A 19396-nucleotide genomic window follows, 5' to 3' on the forward strand; every position below is an offset into this window, starting at 1 on the left:
AGAGCTGGCGCACCGGGAGCCTATGTTCATCAACGCTGAGGTAGACTTGGATCAATCTCTACTTAGGAATCGCACCTTCGACGACCTCGCGATCGGCGAGAGCGCTTCCCTCGTGCGTGTTGTTGGCCCCGACGACATCGATCTTTTCGCCACCGTGTCCGGCGACCTAAATCCCGTTCATCTCGATCCCGTCTTCGCGTCGACCGATTTCTTCGGACATGTCGTCGCACACGGCATGTGGACTGGCGCGCTGGTCTCGGCCGTACTCGGCACGAAACTGCCAGGCCCCGGCACGATTTATCTCGAGCAAGACCTGCACTTCCGCAAACCGGTCTCCCCCGGCGACACGATCACCATCACCGTCACCGTCCGGGAGAAGCGGCCGGAAAAGCGCATCGTCGTACTCGATACCCGCGGCGCAAACCAGCACGGCGAGGAGGTGTTGAACGGCTCGGCGACCGTGATCGCTCCTGACCGCGCCATCGAATGGCCGCGCACGCAGCTTCCCGACGTTGCACTGGTACGGCGTGACCGATACGAGCATTTCGTCAACGAGGCTCGCACCCTGCCGGTGCTCAAGGCAGCGATTGTCCATCCTTGCTCGCCTGATGCCATACTTGCCGCGGTGGAGCTCCGCAACGAGGGTCTGCTCGAGCCGCTTCTCGTCGGGCCCGAGACCAAAATCAGAGCCGCTGCTGAGGAGGCCGGCGTCTCGCTTGATGGAATCCCGATCGAAGCCGTCGAGCACAGCCATGCGGCGGCCGCACGCGCCGTCGAGCTTGCCGCCGGCGGTCGCGTCGCCACGCTCATGAAGGGGAGTCTGCACACCGACGAACTGCTCGGAGCGGTTGTCGCCGAGAATTCCGGGCTGCGGACAGATCGTCGCGTCAGCCATGTCTATGCGATGAGCGTGCCCGCCTACTCGAAGCCGCTTGTCGTCACCGATGCGGCGATCAACATTCAGCCGACTCTCGATCACAAGCGCGACATCTGCCAGAATGCAGTCGACCTTCTGCACACGCTCGGCGTCGTCGAACCGCTCGTTGCCGTCCTTACTGCCGTCGAGACCGTCAATCCCCGTATGCCATCGACGCTCGACGCCGCCGCGCTCACTGTCATGGCGGCTCGTGGCCAGATCACGGGCGCACGTGTCGACGGGCCGCTCGCCTTCGACAACGCCATCAACTCCGACGCAGCGCGAACCAAGGGCATAATCTCGCCTGTCGCCGGTCAGGCGGATATTCTGCTCGTACCGGATCTTGAGGCCGGAAACATGCTGGCGAAACAACTGATCTATTTCGGCGGCGCGGACGCAGCCGGGCTCGTGCTCGGCGCCCGCGCGCCGATCATCCTGACGAGCCGGGCCGATTCCCTGCGCACCCGCATCGCCTCTGCTGCGCTCGCCAAGCTCGTCGCATTCCGCTGGTCGCGGGGAGCCAAACCCGCATGAGCCAGCGCATGCTTGTCACGTTCAATGCGGGATCGTCCACGGTGAAGCTCGGGCTGTTCGCCCTCGAAGGGGATGAAGCGCGGCGCATCGGGAAGGGGATGATCGACTTCCACAAGCCGCCCCTTCGGTTCCATCTTCTCGAAGGTCCGGACACGTTCGATGTGGCGCTTGAGTCCGACCCTGCCACCGAACTGCATGAAGTGCTCGGCGAGGCCTTCCGCCGGCTGTCCTGGCACTACGATATGGATCAACTCGCCGCTGCCGGCCATCGCATCGTCCACGGCGGCGACAGCTTCGCCGGGCCAATCCTGCTTGACGACGCCGCACTCGAAACCTTGCAGGCTCTGACGTCGCTCGCGCCGCTGCATCAGCCGCAGGGGTTGCGGCTCGTTCGCGCGATCAACCGCTTGCGACCCGGGCTGCCGCAAACTGCCTCTTTCGACACGGCTTTCCATCGCACCCAGCCGGACCTCGTCCGTCGCTTCGCGATCCCGAGCGCCCTGCATGACGAGGGCGTGAAACGCTACGGTTTCCATGGACTTTCCTACAAATTTATCGCTAGCGAAATTGCGAAAAGCGAGCCCGAACTCGCCGGCGCGCGCGTCGTGGTCGCCCATCTTGGCAGTGGCGCTAGCTTGTGCGGATTGGCGGGCGGTCGCAGCTGCGACACTAGTATGGGCTTCTCCGCCCTGGATGGGGTTCCGATGGCGACCCGCTGCGGCGCGCTGGATCCTGGCGCCGTCCTGCATTTCATTATGCAGAAAGGCATGAGCCCGGTCGATGTCGAGGATCTGCTCTATCGTCGCTCCGGGCTCCTCGGCATCTCCGGGATCAGCGCCGACAGTCGCGAATTGATCGAAAGCGCTGCTCCTGAAGCCGCCGAGGCGCTTGAACTCTTCTGCTTTCGCATCGCCGGCGAAATCGCCCGGCTCGCGGCCACGCTCGGCGGGCTCGACGCTGTCGTCTTCACGGCGGGCGTGGGCGAAAATCAGCCGCCGGTGCGCGCCGCGGTCGCGCGTCGTCTCAACTGGCTCGGGCTCAAGCTGGAGGATGCCGCAAACGTCGTCAATGCCCGGTCGATTGGCGCCGCTGGCGCGCGCGTCAAAATACTGGTTATCGCGACGGACGAAGAGAGCGTCATCGCCGACGAGGCGCTATCGGTTCTGCAACCTGACAGCCTCGCTGCGAGACGCTCGTGATCTTTCCTGTCGTTGATCTCTCAGGCAAACACGGGCTTGTCGGCGGCGTCGCCAATGCGCAGAGCATCGCCGCCGGCTGCGCTCATGCCTTTCGGCGGCGGGGGCGGAACTTGCAATCACCTATCGCAATGACAAGGCGCTGCCTCATGTGGAGCGGTCGCGCGCGCAACGGACGCGACGACCTTCGCGCCCTGCGACGTGCGCAGTCCTGGACACCAACTTGATGCTCCGGGCAATTAGGAGTGGGAATGAGCAATATTTTCCGTGCGCTCGGCCGTCTATCGTTCGTCGTCATCGCCATGACGATTCTTGCCGCCTGCAGTTCTCTTCCGCGGACACCGTACACCGCCAATGACGCGCTATCCTCGCGTGTGCTCGACCTCAACGATCTGCGGAGATATGCGGACGAGCCAGTATCGACGTTCTCCAATGAAGCGCGCGTGCCCCTTCGTGCTGGCTCGCATAGCTATCTTGCGCTATCCGGAGGCGGTGCCGACGGTGCCTACGGTGCCGGCGTTTTGAGCGGCTGGGCCGCAGCCGGCACTCGCCCGCAGTTTTCAGTTGTTTCGGGGGTGAGTACCGGCGCATTGATTGCGCCGTTTGCATTTCTTGGGTCTACCTACGATGCCACGCTGAAAGAAATATACACCAGCGGCATAGCGGAGAGTCTTCTCGGATCGCCAAGTATTACGAATGCCCTTTTCAGATCGGGCGTGTTTGGAAATACGCGTCTGCGCGAGCTCGTCGCTCATTATGTTGACCAGCGTATGCTCGCAGCAATTTCTGCCGAGCACGCTAGGGGCAGAAGGCTTTTCATTGTAACCACCAATCTCGATACGCAACGCACGGTGATCTGGGACATGGGGCGAATTGCTTCGATTGGATCAACTCAGGCTTTGAACCTGTTTCGGGACGTCGTTGCCGCATCGGCAAGCATCCCGGTGGTATTCCCACCTATCCTAATCGACGTTGAGGCAAATGGGCGTCGTTTTGAGGAGATGCATGCGGATGGGGCCGTGATGGCGCCCGTCCTGACGCTACCGGATGCGTTCCTTTTACGGAATGGAAACTTCAACCGAGATCTGCATATAGACATCTATATCTTGATCAACAACAAGGTTGACCCAGATTTTCAAGTGGTGCGGAACAACACCGCGGATATCGCTGCGCGGAGTTCTGCCTCGCTCACAAAGAGGCAAACTCGGTCTATTCTATACGACACCTTTGACTTCGCCCGGCACAACAAGCTTGGATTCAACCTGACCTACATCGACGGGAATGTTCCGTCACCTGCCTCGCCTGACTTTGATACAGGCTATATGCGGTCTCTTTATGAGTACGGTTATGAAAAGGCGAAAACCGGTCCGTTCTGGGAGAAAGCGCCACCATCGAATGATCGTCCTCTGAATGGCGGCCGCGAACAAAGGGTAGGAATGTAGCGAGCCGGAGACCGTCGACAAAGCTGTTTGGTGTGAACTCGGGCTGGCTAAGACATCAAACACGCAAATCAGCTTTGCTCGGCTCGCATGCACTCGCGATGTCGGGCTAACCGTCGACGATGGCCATCTGTTAGCGGAATGGGGGAACGCCAGCGCAGTTCGGCACGCGCTTGCTCGCTGAGGCTGGCCGAGAACTCGGGCCTGCCCTGGTCGTCAAATGTGACGAGCGCACGGTCGAAGGCAGCATCCCACAGCGCCGACAGCAGCAGGCCGTTATGAACGTCGAGCCGCTCGGCGTCGCTTTCGCACTCGCTCCACGGCACGATGTGCGAGGCTCGCAGCAGCGCCGGGTCGGAGATCCCCGTCAGGGGGCAACGCCCCTGCCAGTAATCCAGCAGGCGCTCGCGGAAGATGTCCTGCCCGATGCGCTGGACGACGAGCCTCTCGGCCTCGGTGGTTCGGGGCAGGCCCGCCACCCGGCGCTCAAACTCCTGAAGCGGCGCATCGGGCAGGCTGACACCCAGCTCGTAGGTCCGATGCAGCGCCGTGTAGAGCGCGCCGAGCGTGTCGAAGGCAAACCGCGCGTGGCCGGGACCGGAAACAGTGGCCACGGGCAGGCTCAGTTCCTGGATGACGCCGGGATGATCGAGCGCAAGAAACCATGGCCCCTGAGGTCCGCTTGCAGCGAGATGAATTGTCCCGTGCGCCGTGGTCGAGCCGAAGGCCGCCCAGCCGGCCTCTTCCCCCAGGATGCGGCGGAAGCCGTTCTGCGATGCGGCCTTCTGGCATTCCTCGCGGACGACAAAGGACTGGGGCGATTCGAGCACTGTCAGTCCCTCGCTATAGATCGCGCGCCATCAATCGTTCCGAGCCGGGCGCTCCCCTCAGGACCAACCTCAGCCAGGGGTCGCAACGAAGGTCATCTGGGGGACGGGTCGTCGTCGTCACGATGTACTGAAAGGCCGTTGTTTCCGTCAGCCCCTCAAGCTCGCGCATCAGGCGGAAAAGCTCATCGTAGATGCTGAGGCCGAGATCGGCTTCGCGGGGACTATCGTGAACAAGGAAAGCGGGAACGCGGGTCGCACCCTCTATGCTCAGGCAAAGGCAAGCGAGATCGAACGCCAGAACCTTCAGGGACTCGATAGCGGCCGTGCGGCGATCGCCATCGACGTCGACGAGGATCTCCAGCCCGTTGCCGCTCAGCGTGACCGATCCCTTCGCATTCTCGTTCACCAGGCGGCGAATGATGGCCGAGAATTTCTGCGTTATTCTGCCGAAAGTCAGGCCCTGCTTATCGCGGAAAGCCGCAAGCCTCTCCCGTTCCTTGGTCAGCTTGTCATCAAGGCCCCGCAGCCGCTTTCGCACTTCATCTCGCTCGGTCGATAGTTCGGCAAATCGCTCGACCCCTTCCTTGAGTCGTGTCGCCGCCTGCCAGACGGATGCGCGCGTGTCGCGGACGCTTTCGATAGCCTGCACCCGCTTCTCTGCCTGCTCGACCTGCTGGCGCCCGAGAGCGGCGGCGGGTTGGAGAGTTTTCAGCCGAGCTTCCAAACCGTCGATCTTTTGCTTCTGATCACCGACTTCCTGGCGCTTCGCGGCCAGCCGGGCTCGGCATTCCGTCTCGTCGTGCAGCTTGTGGGACAGACCGCATTTCTCCGCCAACGCCTTGTCGATCGGCACCTCACAAATCGGACATACCTGACTGGCTGCATTCTCCGCAGCGGCCGACAGGCTCGGTATCTCGCTGGAGAGCAGTGTGAGAACCTGCCTCTCGGCCGGTACCTGAGCATCCAAGCGGATGCGCTCTTCGTCGGTGCGCCTCAGTTCTTCTCGGGCGTCCAGCAACGCCTTCCGGGCCTTACCCAGTTCAGTCATGTCGCCGGTTGGAAGCTGAGCTGCGCCGGCGAGCTGTGCGTCAACGGCCTTCTGAAACACTTCAAGTAGCAGGGGCATTTCCGGCAAGGTCTGTTCGGCAAGGCCAAGCTGATCGATCAACCGCGCGTGGCGTCTGTCGCGATCCCAATCGAGGTAGGATATTTCGCGCTCTGCGTTGGCGACATCTGTTCGCAGCGCTTCCTCGTTGCGTCGAGCTTGCTGCTCTTCTTCGGTGATCGCCGTGAGGAACGCCCGAAGCGCTTCGCGCCGAGGCCCGGTTTCACGTCCGCTCGCCGGCAGCGGCGCATCGGAGCCGGATGCCGGGGAGCGCCAATCGAGAACGTCGTCGAAGCGGCATTCCTGATCGCGCGAGAGCCAGGCGAGCGCTATCGGCCATGCCTTTTGGCCGGGCTGAAGGCGGGCCAGGCCAGCGACGCCTCGCGTCACAATACTCTGCTCGATGGCCTCGATCAGCGGATCGATGCTCGTCGTCGCTCCATCACCAGCGGCGATCTCGTCGAGACTGCCATCGGCGATCGCGACATGCCGGCGCCGGATGCCCAGTGGCCGCACGACGGCCCAGCATACGCCATCGAGCATTACCTCCGCGCCGACGATCCCGTTCGGAAAGGCGACTGAGATCCGTTCCCTCTGGGTTTCGTCGGCGAAGCGCTGCTCGCCGAGGCAGTACCGTAGCAAGCGGCAGAACAAGGTCTTACCGCTTCCGTGACCGATGGCGCGTACACCGTTGCCGCTGTCGTCATCGAAGCCGTCCGGCGACCAGATGATGTTCAGTCCCGGCCGAAGCTCGATGTCGCGGATTTTCTGGCCGCCGGGCGCTTCCCAGATCGCCAGGCGCCGCACCCAGAGGCGTGGCTCTTTCAGGCCTGCCGGAACGGTCAGGCTGAGCTTGGGGGGATCGAACATTTCATGCTGCTGCGGCATGCGTGATCCAGCCCCGAACCTCGTCGGGCATGGCGGTGACGGTGGCATCCAGGTCGAGCGCGGCCAGTGCCTCGAGCACGAATCCCGCCCGGCCATCCGGCCAACCGACAGTGTCGAAAGCATCGAGGCCGGGGCCCCGCGCCCATGTTCCCGCCGCCAAGTTTTCGATCAGGCGACCGTTGCCGCGATGGTTAGAGACAGCTGTGCCCCAGCCCTGATTGGTGCGCGCCGCGAAGCCAACCACATTGCCCGTGCGCGGTTCGGCCTCCTGCCCGACCAGCCGCCGCCACTCTCGCGCTTGTGCCTCCGGGAGCAATGACGTCAGAAGGTGCGGCTCCAACACCATCGCGGCGGCGAGTCGAACGGTACGGCTCGGCGTCGGCCCGTTGACCGCCTTCAGTATCGCGGTTAGGGCGGCGCCGGCGTCGTTCGGCTGTTGCGCTGCTCGAATCCAAGCTTGATCGGGCAGATAGGCGGCCACCGGTTGAATGGTTAGTGCTCCGCCCGCGATTTGGCCCGCGCCGAGCCCAAGATTGACGAATGTCCCATCGGCCTCCATTCGATCCCAGGCTTCGAGCACAAGGCGACGGGTGCGGTATTCGCCGAACTGGCGGATTTCTTTTTCCTTCAGCACTCGGAATGTCTCGGATGGGTAGTCCGGCCCCCTCACGTCGGCTGGATCAAGGATGTAGCGCAGCTCGTCGCGATCGAGTTCATAGGCGCGGGCATAGAAGGCATCGAGATCGGCCCGCAGCTGGGCGCGACGATCTTCGTCCCAAGCAAAGGGCGGGGCGTCATAACCCAGCTCGTGAGCGAGGGGGGCAAGGCTACCGGAAGTGTAGGTGAGTTCCAGGACGCGCTCTTTGACAAAGGTGAGGCTCTGTCGCGTGTAGAAAGTGGGGGCAAAGACGGGTAGTTGCCGGATCAGGCTGAGCGTCAAATGTGTGCCGCCAATCAGCTGGCGGGCACAAAAATCCAGTGCCAGAGAGTTCAAATTTGCCAAAAGGCACGGCACCTGTTCGGATGCGATCCGTGGAAAAATGAGCGTTGCTGTGTGACTGACAGCAGTCCTTGGCAAGTAGGACGCGATTACCGTTCGCTCGTTTGTGGCGTTTGTGATTTCTCTTAGAGCGATGAGCCATGGGTGTGGCCAAGACTGCGTTTCGAGGCGTCGCTCCATCTCCTGAAATGACACCCAGTAGCGTGGCTCGACTTCAAAAGATGGATCGCCCTTCATTCGCTCAGGCGAAGGAGAGCTAACCTCTCCGCCCGCAGGATACGTCACCCACCGATGATCAAATTGGTGAAATGTCTTGGCTTCGAATAGTGGTGCTTGATCTTCGTCCCGCCTCGCAGACTCTAGAATTGGCAAACCGTGCCTGCTTAAGCTCCGTCTAACACCGGAGTGGCTGCGACCGTTAGAAAATCGACCGGATTCAATTTCCGTTAGCAAAGAGAAGTGTTCGGCATCTTCTCCCATGTTCCAGAGCCGCGTGTGGAAATCTACACTCCACGGATTTCTATGATTGTTGCCTTCAAGAATGAAAATGGAGGACCTACGGAACATCTGCGCTGTCAGTTCTGCATCTCGGCGCGAGCGGAAGACGGGCGCAGTGCGGGTATTAGGATTGATTGTGGCAATCTGCTCAGGTGAAAGGGTGAAGTTTCGCTCGGGCTCGGCAATCTGACCGGGGTCAGTCAGGAAAAACGCAAAGCGTGCTTCAGGCTCGTTCCGGCCTAGAGTCAGCAGACAGAATTTCATGCGACTGTCGACGGCTGGAAAGAGACGAGCGCGATTCTCGAAATCCACTAAGCCCGCCAGCCTCTTCTCTTCCACCAAATAGGCAAAGAAAGGTGCAGTCGAGGCGTCGGTGGCTACACCAGTAGGAACAATCACTCCAGCACGACCCTTTGGGCCAAGCAGTGCGGCGAACAGTTCAGCAAAAAGACCGTAGGTGTTGACCTTACCCCGGGCAGTCAGGTCAAAGCGCCCTGACGCTCGAGCAAACTCATTGATTGCTTCCGATGACCTCTTCGCCGAGACGAATGCCGCATAAGCGCTAGGGTCGGTCTGAGCCAGCGTATCGATAGCCTTCTTCCGCTTAGCCCCAGTTAAAGCAGCAATCTCAGACCTTCGAGTGGCAAAATACTCTTGCTCGGAAAGCTGAAGAACCTCCCATGGTGGGTTTCCGAGCACAACGTCGAACCCCCCACGTTGCATGACGTCCGGGAATTCTAGAGGCCAGTGAAATGCGCGAGCATTGCGTGTTGCTTCCGCGGCCGCACTGAGCAACGGTTCAAAGGGCCGTACCTCCCTCAGCCATTCCCAGATAGTGCCCGAAGTCGACACTGTCTCTGCTCCCCGGCGAGGCATTCCGTCAGGCCCCGCATACGGCCCACCTTTCGTCTTCGGCAACAGAAACGCCGACACGTTGAGATCGCATGCCGTTTCAAGTTGCCATGCGACTGCACCTTGCTTGGTCAGCGCACGTAGTCTTGCAGACTTGGCTTCAATCTCGTCGACGGTATTTTCCGGCATAGCGCGAAGCGCCTCGAAATCGCGCGTGACGTCTCTTGCACGGCTGAAACCGAAGCCTTCGGCGATACGATCTTTTTCTGCTTTCTCCAGGTTGTTCTTTCGGGCGTAGTATCTTGCTACCTCTTTGTTGTCGCCGGCGAGCTCCTTGAACGCAGCATCCGGAATACCCTGCTCCAGCACCTTTAAATCGAACACGCCAAAAAGAGAGTCGCCGCAACGGATCTGCGCATCGAAGAAGCCAAGCGGAAGGCCAGGGTCCACCGTCTCGATCCAGAGAGCGACCTTGGTGAGTTCAACCGCCATCGGGTTGCGATCGACACCATAGATGCAGCAGCGGGTGACATCACGCAGCGCATGTCGGAAATCTGCAAGCGAGGGTGTGCCCTCCGCTCGAATGCGGGCAAGACGAGTAGCGATTCGGCGGGCAGCGGCTAGCAGGAAGTGGCCCGATCCGCAGGCGGGGTCGATGACGCTGAGCTTCAACAAGGCTTGGGCTGGGTCGGCGGCTTCCGCCTCTGTCTTGTCGAGAATAGGATCGAGCGCTGTGTCGAGGAGTGCCTGCACGAGGCTGTCCGGCGTGTAGTAGGAGCCGGTGGTTTTGCGCTGGTTACCCTTCTGCTCAGTGGCTTCCGAGGCGAAGGTGAGCGTCTTGCCGTCGTCGCCAAGCTGCGGCTGGAGTTCGAGCAGGGATTCATAGACCGAACCCAGCTCCTCGGTTTCCATCGCGCGCCAGTTCACCGGCACCATGCCGGTTTTTTCGGATAGCCAAGACAGGCGGTACAGCGTTTCCATGAAGGCGCGGTTGCGCAGCCGCGCAGTTTGGAGATGCGGCAGCTTGTCGGCGCTGAAAAGACCGCCGAGCGCCGGAAGGCTGAGCGCCTCCTGCCCATGCGTAAGCGCGCGGAATACGACCTTGATACCCTCGTAGCGGTCATGGTGCTTGTCCCAGGTGGCCGCGCGCGCCGCCTGTGCCCGAAGCGCAGCGAGGCTGTAGCCTTCGGCGTAGAGCATTCGGGCGTCCGGTTTTGCCGTCTCGGGGTGAAGCAGGTTCCGGTCTTCAGCCACCATTAGGAAGATGAGGCGATAGACGAGACGGAGAAGCTCGTTGAACCACTCGGTCAGATTGACCTCGCCAGATTTCAGGCGTGCGGCGAGGTCGGGGTTGGCTTCGAGGAAACCCGAGCCGAGCGTCTTGAGCGCGGCTTCGACCTGGGTCGCCAGCCGGTCGCGGGCAGCCTCGCCTTCGCGTGAGCCGGCCTCGCGCCAGCGTTCGAGCGCGCAATCGGTGACAGGTGTGCCAGCGACCCCGAACCGGGTGCGGTGGATCAGCGACCAAAGGACCGCGAAGGAGGCGGCATCCTCGTTAATGAAGATCGCGGTAAGATCGGCTTCGATGTAGGCGGGACGGGTCAGCGAGGCGTTGTCCCGCATGAGGCGGATCACCGCTCCATTCGTGACCAGGCCCCAAAGCGCGACATCGCTGTCGTTGAGATAGTCCTGAAGCGCAAATGCCGGGGACCGCGAACGGTCGGTGGAAAGCGTCGGGCTACGTCGGTCGAGCTTTTCCTCGGACGGCGGCACGACCACGATGGGAATGCGACCTCCGGCGAGCAAGGAGATCGCGTCATCGGCCGGACCGAGATCGTCAAAGCCGAAGGTTTCCGTCAGGAATGCCCTCACGAAGCGCCGCGTCACCTCCACTGAGGGATTCTCCAGCTTCGCGAAGTCGTCGAAATGGGACTGGCCGACACGGAAGGCGGTCGAAATCTCCTCCCGGATCGTCAGCCCCTTGCGGATCCGGTAGTCCTCCTCAGTCTGTTCGGAGGCTTGTCGCCGGTCGATGCTGGCGACCATGGCCGGAGCAATGAGATTGCCCTCGAGGGTGAGCGAGGGCCAGGCCGACACGTCAGTGACAGGCTTGCGCGCCATAGCTCAGGCCTCTCCCGGCATCAGCACGAAGAGGCCAATCACATCTGGTGGCAGGATGGCCTCCACCGTGACGCGCGAGGCGGAGCCTGACGCGACGCGGATGCGGGCATGGTCTTGCATCAACTCTTGCGCGCGTGATCGGACGAAATCGGCGATCGGTCCGTCGAGCAGACCAGGCAAATCTTCCTTCGCCTTCGCAATAAACCTGTCGCGCGCGACGGGTGCCAGATCGGACGTCGCTGGTGTGTTCAGCCATTCCCACGCGGCTTCTCCAACCGCCACCATCCGGTCGTTCTGGATCGCGACTAGGGCCGCTTCCTCCGCCAGCAACAACCGCTCCTTGCGAGAATGGACGGTGAGCTTGAAACGGATACGTAGCAGAGCTAGGCGGGTCACTTGCTGGACGGCGGCGGTTGGCCAGGCGCCGACCCGGCCGATGCCGAGACTCGACAGGGATTCGGGATCGAGCGAAGCCTCGACCAGCGCCTCGGCAAGGGTCGCCGTCAGGGGATGGGTCCGGGTGAGTAGCGCAGTGCCTGAGGGTGCCGGCTCGACCGTCGCCAGACGCACCGATCCAGTCAGGTCATGCTTCTTCAACCGCTCGCGCAGGCCGGCATCAAGCGCGTCGACATGTGCCAGAAGCACCGTTTTCCTGGTCTCCAGAGGTACTCCGAAACGCGCCATCGCTCGTTCGACGAAGAGCCTTGCTTCCGCCGGCGAGCCGAGGAGCGTACGCACCTTCTCCCATTCCGGCGCGACTTCCTGCGGCTTCATGGCGTTCTGGGCGAAACGCGCGCGGGACCGCTTCTCGTTTTCGGAAGCGTCGCGCCACCGCGCCTCCATGACCTTGGCCCCGTCTTCGAGACGAAGATCAAGGGTAAGCTGAGGGGATACGCCGTGGCGCAACATCATCGATGCCATCAGCGCATCCGTCACTGGCCCTCGTTCCTCAGGAAGTGGCACAGTCACGCCCGTAGCTTTGCGGATATCTTCGGCCTTACGAAGGATCACTTCGAGCACCGCGCCGTCTATGGCGCTGTCCGGCGAGAACATCATGATCGACCGGACGAGTTCCGCCGGCTGGCCGAAGCGGTCTACCCGGCCTTCACGCTGCTGGTGCCGGGTCGGGTTCCATGACAGGTCGTAGTGGACGACTGTGTCGAAGAGCTGCTGAAGGTTGATACCTTCGGAGAGGCAGTCGGTTGCAACAAGGATGCGCTGGATCGGCTTTTCGTCGTCCGCGGTAGCCATGTCGGCGACACGATCGCGGCGCTCGTCAGGCGTAAGAACGCCGGTTACAGCTTCAATGGTCAGCTTCGGGAAAGCCTTGCGCAGGCCATCGCGGACATGCTCGGCCGTCGCCAGGTAGCGACAGAAGACGACGGGATTGGCACCTTTCTTAATGAGGGGCGTCAGCGCGTCGACCAAGGCCGCCAGTTTCGAATCGGGCTTGCCGACCAATTCCTCGGCACGCTTTACCAACGCAAGTAGCTCCGGATCGGCATCGAAGGCCGTGCCCGGTTCGAGATCAACCGCGTCCTCGTCGTCCCCGTCATCATCATAAATCTGCGGTTCGAGGCGCTCGCTCTCGCTCGACATCCGGTTTCGCAGCGCGCTCAGGGCTGCCGCTGGCGACGAGCCTACGCAGCGCATCAGGGCCAGCGTGCCCCAAAAGGCCAGGCGCCGCTCCCGCTGCCCGGATCCGGCCCGGGACACGATCCCAAAGCAGTAACCGAGTACGACTTCTTGGAACGCGCGATGGGTGTCGGACAAACGATAGGCGAATTCCGTAGTCTCATGCTTCGGGAAGGCGCGATCTTCGTCCCAATCCCCCGAGACGAGATCGATACGTCGTCGCTGAACGAAGTGCCGGGCCAGACGCTCGCGATACCGCGTGTCCTCGAAATCCATCGCGCCGAATGAAGGGTCGACCAGGAAGAGAAGACGGGCGAAAGCTTCTTCGTCCCCGGAATGCGGCGTCGCGGTCAAAAGGATCATCCGCTGCTCGGGATTCCGGGCCAATCCCGATAGAAGCTCGAAGCGTTGCTGCCGGCCACGGTGCGTGCCCACGCAGGCATGGGCTTCATCGACGATGACGAAATCCGGACAGGCGCGCGCGAAGCCTTCGCGGCGCTTCTCGGCCTTGATGTAATCGAGGCTGACGACCGTGAAGGGATAGGCGCCGAACAGCGTCTGAGCGAGGGGCAGTCCGCGCTCCAGTCGGCTAGCGGTGCCTGATGTGACCGGGACGGCGTCAATCCCGAAGCGCGACTTCAGCTCCCCAACCCATTGCTCGACGAGATGCGGCGGGCAGAGCACCGAGAACGCATCCACCTCACCCCGGTCCATCAGCTCGCGCAAGATCAGGCCAGCCTCGATCGTCTTGCCGATGCCGACGTCGTCCGCGATGAGAAGGCGCGGCATCGGCATGCGAAGCGCCATGAGCAGGGGCACAAGTTGGTAGATCCGCGGCTCGAAAGCGAGCTGCGCGGCGGACCGGAAGGGGCCCGCACCGCGGCGCAGTGTCAGACGCATCGCATCCGCGAGCAGGGCCGCTTTCGCCTGGACCGTTGTAGTGGCATCGGCAGGTAGATCGAAACGGGCGGGTTGGACCGGGAGTATCTCGAGCTGCGGGTCGAGGATGACCGTATCGTTCTCGCTACCCGAGAGGGGACGAAGCGCGAGAATGCCGTCCTGCGGCGACGGCAAGGCGACCCATTCGCGCCCGCGGGCGCGAACCAGATCTCCAGGGGCGAAACTCATCGTCATTGGGGTGTCTCTCCGAACATCGAGACCATCTCGTTCGGAACACCTGCCGCAGCCGTTTCCGGCAATTCGAACAGCGTCCAACCTTTGGCTTCAGCTTCCTGACGCGTCGCCTCGGCCGATGGAGAGACGCAAGCGGCGACGAAGTGACTGCGCCATGCGAAGCTCATCTCCTGATCCAAAAAGCAGACAGGGGAGCCGTCCGGGGGCGGAAGCCCAGCGTCCTTGAAAGCTTTCGGCCATCCTGCACCATCGGCTGACAGCCCCGGCGCTGTAGCAAGCACCACCTGCCCGCGCGCCAGATCGACCAGCATCTGCATCGCTTCATCGCTCGTCCGGTCGATCAACTCGTGATCGGGCTGGTTGAAGTAGGAGAGCAAGCAGCGGTAGCATCCGCGAACGCAAGCCTCTCCATCCCGGCTGACGAGTAGCGTGGCGTCGCCTGCTGCTATCGCTTCATCAACCTTGTCGAAGTGCATCAGGGTGAGTGCTTCGCGCGCGACCTTACCCAGCGCTTGCGGATCCTCGATCAGACGGCTCAACACGCCGGCGCCGCCCTCGGTGGCCTCATAGGCCAGAATGGCGCGACGGTTATCGCGGGCGGGCAGCGGCTCGCCGAGAACTTCGCCCTCTTCCAGTTGGAAGACGACCTCGATGCCCCTCATGAGGGCATGCTGAACCGTCGCAATCGTCTCGGGCGCATAGGCCGTAGGCTCGCTGAAACGGAAGAGCAGCGCATTCTTGTGGTCGCGGACGATAGGGACGATCCGAACCGGCCTCACGACATCCGGCGGGACATCGACATCGGGATCTTCGTCGTCCGACTTCGCCCAGTAGCCACTGCGCGGATCGATATGGAAGCCGAAAACGGTCTGATTTGCACGCCGCTTCAGCCCCTTGTTGATGCGGCTGATCTCGGCGCTGTTGGCATATTGCAGGTTGAAAACCGAAGTATCCTCGCAGCAGAAGTCGGCCTCGGTGATCTGCACCCGGCCGTCCCGTCTCGGCCAGGAAAAGACGGTCTGGATGTCAAAGCCCTGCCGGACTCGCTCTTCGTCATTGGCCGTGATCCGCTCAGCGGGCGCAGCCTCGACGTTGTCGATCCTGAGCGTCCGCTGCACCGGCACCTCGCCCGCCATCGGACTGTTGCAGGCGTGGCAGCGCTCGACCTCGCTGTCATGACAGGCGCCGCAGTTCGAGCAGATGTAGATGTCTCGCGTAGCGAGTTCCGATCCGTCCCCGGTCCGGACTTCCGGCGGTAGCTTCGCCTTCATGACCCGGTAGGCGCGACCTTCGTGATAGATCAGGCTGCGCGGCCCAAATTCCGAGATGGCCAGGAAGCGGGCGCGCTGAAGGAACGAGCCGGTTTTCCCCTCGCCGGGGATGAAGGCATAAAGTGGAAGCCGTGGGAAATTGTAGCCCGGCAGGAAGCCTTCCGTTGCGAGGTAGCGGTAAGAGTAAAAATCTGAGCCGTTCGAGGCCTTCCCTTGTTCGAGAATGGTGATCTGATCGCTCGCCTGCATCTGCGCCGCCTTGATCCGGCGACGGTCCGCGCCCGAGAGTCCCGTGATCTCCGAACGGGCGTTGGCCTCCATCAACTGCGTTCGAGCCGAGTTGTAGAGTTCCCGCCAACGATCAAAGGCCCGATCGAATTCCAGTGGCGCGCGCTGGGCCACCTGGGTGACGAACTCATCCGGCTCGGTCATCCAGACCGGTTTCCGGCCTTCCACCGAAGTGAGAATTTGATCAAGAATCCGCTTCATCGGAGCATGCGCCGACGTCGCCAGCTCGGGCCGGTCGATTACGTCGTGGATTTCCAGCTTCAGCGGGTAGCCCGTCTGCGTGAGGTCGAGGATCTCCGGGATGTCGGAGGACAGGGCGAGCTTCGTTTCCGCGAGCCACACAGCATGCAGGTGCGAGCGGACGAGTTCTTCATTGGTGATGTCGAGCGCTGGCGGTCGGACAACGCCGGCCACCATCTCGTTGCGCCGCTCGAAGAAATACTGATCGTGCGGCGATTGAGCGGCACAATAGGTCACGATGACGGCGGCCTGTCCGGAGCGACCGGCACGACCAGCGCGTTGGGCATAGTTTGCCGGGGTTGGCGGCACGTTTCGTAGATAGACGGCATTGAGCGCCGAGATGTCGACGCCAAGCTCCATGGTAGGCGAACAGAATAGAGCTGGCAGAAACTGCTCTGACTCTCCTGCCGCCTTGAGATCGGCGACATTGCTGGCGAGGTTCTCCCGATCTTCCTTCTCGAAGCGGAAGCGCCACTCGCGCCATTCGCGCTGTCTTTGGGCCACCTGGGCCGTGTGCTCGCGGCCTTCGAGCCCCCAGAAGCTGCTCTTCCCAGCCTTCAGATCGGCAGCGATCTCGCTGTAAAGATCGTGAAAGTAGCGATTTCTTTGCGCCGTGCCCGTCCGGACCGCTTCGCCGGGTACGATACGAACGGCTGACGGCGACAAACGCCACCCCTGCAGATCCGCTTCTATATCGACACGCGCCACGAGACCCTCACGGGCGAGGAGTTCCATCAGGCCGGTCATGACCGTCAGGTAGTCCGCCCTGCCCAGTTTGGTCCCCATGACGCTAGTGCGATTGATGAGGCGCGCGATACGGGAATTGTGCCCAGCCCGAACGATTGTCTGTTCTTCCCGCAGCCCCACGCGGTCCTTGCCAGGCGCTTGCAGAAACAGGGTCGTGCGGCTTCTCGGCGTCTCCTTTGCATCGATGGCCCAGGGGGCCCGCAGAAGATTCCGCGACTTCTGCGCGACGGTGTCGAGGACGGTCAGATCGAGTGCTTCCGTGCCGACAGCCAGACCGTCGAGCATGGCGCCGAGGAGCTTCTTGAACATCTCCTTGCGCTTGGGCACGTCGAGCGCCCCCAAGTCTGGCAGGACGGCCGTGAGGCGTTCTGTATCTTCGGCGATGGCATCGAGCCCGATGAACGCGACATCGATGAGCTTGAGGACAGAGAGGCTTGGGTTGGTGTAGCGCCAGCCCCGACGCAGGTCTGTCCAGAGCCGATGGGCCAGAACCTTCGCAAGAGAACGCTGCGCGTCTTCGCGGATCACAGCGCCGGCCTCGGGATCCAGCATCCAGTGGATGCGTGCATCCTTGTTGGCTGCAGTAAATCCGAGCGCCTTCACGACCCGCAGGCCGAATTCGTCCTCGGCTATGCCATCGTCACCGGCATCAAGTACAGCCCGCAGGATCGCACCGCGCAGGAGACTGACGAATAGAAAGTCGTTGAAGTGGCCCGCCTGAAGGGCAGCGTCCTGCCGGTTGTCGGTGAAGCCGAGGAGCTTGCGCTTCTCTTTGGGAACGCCGCTGCTGCGTCCGTTCATCCACTCCAGCGCAGTCGAGACGAGGAGCGTCGTGGCTGAGCTGCGGCCCTCGCCCGACAGGCCCACGAGCTTGGTGCGTTCCCGCATACTGGGGTGGGGCTGATCGAGGCAGCACAGGCAGAAGCCAAACTTGCCGGGTATGAACCAGAAGCTCTTCCCGGATGAATCGTACCGCCCGTCGGGAGCCACCGTGACCATCTGAGGCATCCGGCGTTTCCTGTTCGCCCGAAGCCGCTCGATGCCATTGCGCTCCTCGCGCCAATCCTCCGGATAGCTCTCGATCTCACCAGTGAAGGCGTAGTCGGGATCCCCGTCTCCCGTAGCGGTCAGATAACCCGCGGCGTCCCCCTCCTGATCATCGAGGGGCGCATCGTCGATGTTCCTCGGCAGAAACAGGATGCCGTCAGCGTCCTCAGTCTTGGTGACGACGTGGACCTCATGTCCGCATTCCCGGCAGAATCTGGTCGGATAGAGGCGATGGCCAGGTGCGCTGGGATCTTCGAGCTGACCTTCGAACAGGACATTTCGGGGCTTCTCGGTCAGCGTGGTGAAAACCTCGCCTGCGCCGGAGATGAACTGGTGGAGCTTGAAAGCCAGGAATGCGCCGGACCCCGTGCCGCCCCGCTCCGCTTCCGGGAGGCTGATGCGGGTCAGGAATGTCTCAAGGCTGGTTCGGCAGGTTTCGACCTCCACGCCGCTGTCTTTTGACAGGAGCGCGATGGCCTCTTCAAAAGGAATTGGCTTCTTGCGCTTAAGCTCCTGCGCGTCATCCAGACCGATTGCCAACTCAGTCCAGACCGCCAGGGAGTGCTTCCTCAGAAGCTCATCGGTCAATACATCTGGAAGCGCGGATGTCAGAACAGACGCAAGCTTCGGCCGCACGTCATCGAGCTTCAGCCCATCGTCCGTTGCCCGTTCAAGCGACTCGTCGATGACCGATTCCGGCCCGATGGACGCCCCGAAAAGACGCGATGCAACGTCGGCCACGGCCTGCGCGCGGTTGGTATCGGATCCTTCATTCGCCATGGTCGCCGAAGTCCCAATGCAGATCGGCGCCTTATCTGGCGTGCAGCGGTCGCGAAGGCGGCGGACGAGAACAGCGACATCGGCGCCCTGGCGGCCACGATAGGTATGAAGCTCGTCGAGAACGATGAAGTCCAGACCGTTTGCGTTCTCTATGACCTTGGTGTCGAGGCTCTCCTGCCGCGTCAGGAGCAGTTCGGCCATCATGAAGTTGGTGAGCAGAATATCCGGTGGATTGTCCGCGATCCGCTGTCGCTCCTCCTGGCTTTCCTGGCCGGTATAGCGCCGCACCACCGGCCGGATCTCTGTAGGCAGGCCGGATTGAGAGATGAACTTTTCGATCTCGTTGATCTGGCTGTTCGCCAGTGCGTTCATCGGATACACGATGATAGCGCTGATTCTACGAGCCTTTCCCGCTTTCCGCGCGCGCACGATTGCATCGACCACGGGTACGAAAAAGCAGAGCGACTTGCCCGAGCCGGTGCCGGTCGTGACCACATAGCTCTGGCCTGCCCGCGCCTTGGCGATGGACTGCGCCTGGTGGCGATGGAACCGCAGAGGCGCCAGTCCGAACCGGAATATTCGGCCCGTCGCTTCGTCGAGATCACCGGAGGCCACCAACTCGTCAACGGTCGGCCCCTGAAGAAACCGAGGGTTAATCGACAGCAAAGCATCTGGCCAGAATCGCCCGGCCTCGTACTGTCGATCGATTTCGGTATGCAGGTCTTCAGACCGAATGGTGCTGAAAGAGCGTGAGAAGCGAGCGTACGAATCGACGAGACGATGACCGAATTCGAACGCCTTCATTCCCATTTCCCCCACAGCTTCGAGCGTGCCGTGCCTCTATGCAGCTCTCCCGCTTATTCGGTTCTTCGCACGTA

At 62.0% G+C, this 19396-nt stretch carries 8 protein-coding genes and 1 pseudogene; 4 read left to right on the forward strand and 5 right to left on the reverse strand.

The features are described from left to right. Positions 1 to 22 precede the first annotated feature (22 nt). The 4 genes and pseudogenes from J0I99_RS18365 to J0I99_RS18380 all read left to right on the forward strand — a co-directional run bounded on the left by J0I99_RS18365 (position 23) and on the right by J0I99_RS18380 (position 4088). Positions 23 to 1450 carry a bifunctional enoyl-CoA hydratase/phosphate acetyltransferase gene (locus tag J0I99_RS18365; RefSeq protein ID WP_291398933.1) on the forward strand — a complete coding sequence of 476 codons (1428 nt, stop codon included), beginning with the start codon at positions 23 to 25 and terminating at the stop codon, positions 1448 to 1450. Next, positions 1447 to 2649, forward strand: a complete 1203-nt coding sequence (locus tag J0I99_RS18370; protein WP_291398934.1) for an acetate/propionate family kinase — start codon at positions 1447 to 1449, stop codon at positions 2647 to 2649. Before J0I99_RS18365 ends, J0I99_RS18370 begins: the two co-directional genes overlap by 4 nt. Then, positions 2649 to 2877: pseudogene (locus J0I99_RS18375) on the forward strand (SDR family oxidoreductase); the annotation flags it as partial. The gene J0I99_RS18370 and the pseudogene J0I99_RS18375, both read left to right, overlap by 1 nt. A 20-nt stretch (positions 2878 to 2897) precedes the next feature. After that, complete coding sequence (locus tag J0I99_RS18380; RefSeq protein WP_291398935.1) at positions 2898 to 4088, forward strand: patatin-like phospholipase family protein; 1191 nt, start codon at positions 2898 to 2900, stop codon at positions 4086 to 4088. A 68-nt stretch (positions 4089 to 4156) separates the two neighbouring features. Here J0I99_RS18380 and J0I99_RS18385 read toward each other — a convergent pair whose 3' ends face one another. From J0I99_RS18385 to J0I99_RS18405, 5 genes are read right to left on the reverse strand one after another with little or no spacing between them, the layout of a single operon-like run. Beyond that, complete coding sequence (locus J0I99_RS18385) at positions 4157 to 4915, reverse strand: HNH endonuclease (RefSeq protein WP_291398936.1); 759 nt, start codon at positions 4913 to 4915, stop codon at positions 4157 to 4159. Positions 4916 to 4928: 13 nt separating this feature from the next. Beyond that, the gene (locus J0I99_RS18390; RefSeq protein WP_291398937.1) at positions 4929 to 6908 is read right to left on the reverse strand and encodes a chromosome segregation protein SMC; all 1980 of its coding nucleotides are present in this window, start codon (positions 6906 to 6908) and stop codon (positions 4929 to 4931) included. Continuing rightward, a complete protein-coding gene (locus tag J0I99_RS18395; protein WP_291398938.1) occupies positions 6892 to 11376 on the reverse strand; it encodes an N-6 DNA methylase in 4485 nt (1494 codons plus the stop codon). Before J0I99_RS18395 ends, J0I99_RS18390 begins: the two co-directional genes overlap by 17 nt. A gap of 3 nt (positions 11377 to 11379) precedes the next feature. Then, positions 11380 to 14145, reverse strand: coding sequence for a DEAD/DEAH box helicase (locus J0I99_RS18400; RefSeq protein WP_291398939.1), 2766 nt, complete (start codon positions 14143 to 14145; stop codon positions 11380 to 11382). After that, entirely contained in the window at positions 14142 to 19322 is a 5181-nt protein-coding gene (locus J0I99_RS18405) for a DEAD/DEAH box helicase (protein ID WP_291398940.1), read from the reverse strand. The genes J0I99_RS18400 and J0I99_RS18405 overlap by 4 nt, the downstream gene beginning before the upstream one ends. Positions 19323 to 19396: the final 74 nt, after the last annotated feature.

The sequence above is a fragment of the Devosia sp. genome (assembly GCF_017307495.1).
GTDB lineage: Bacteria > Pseudomonadota > Alphaproteobacteria > Rhizobiales > Devosiaceae > Devosia_A.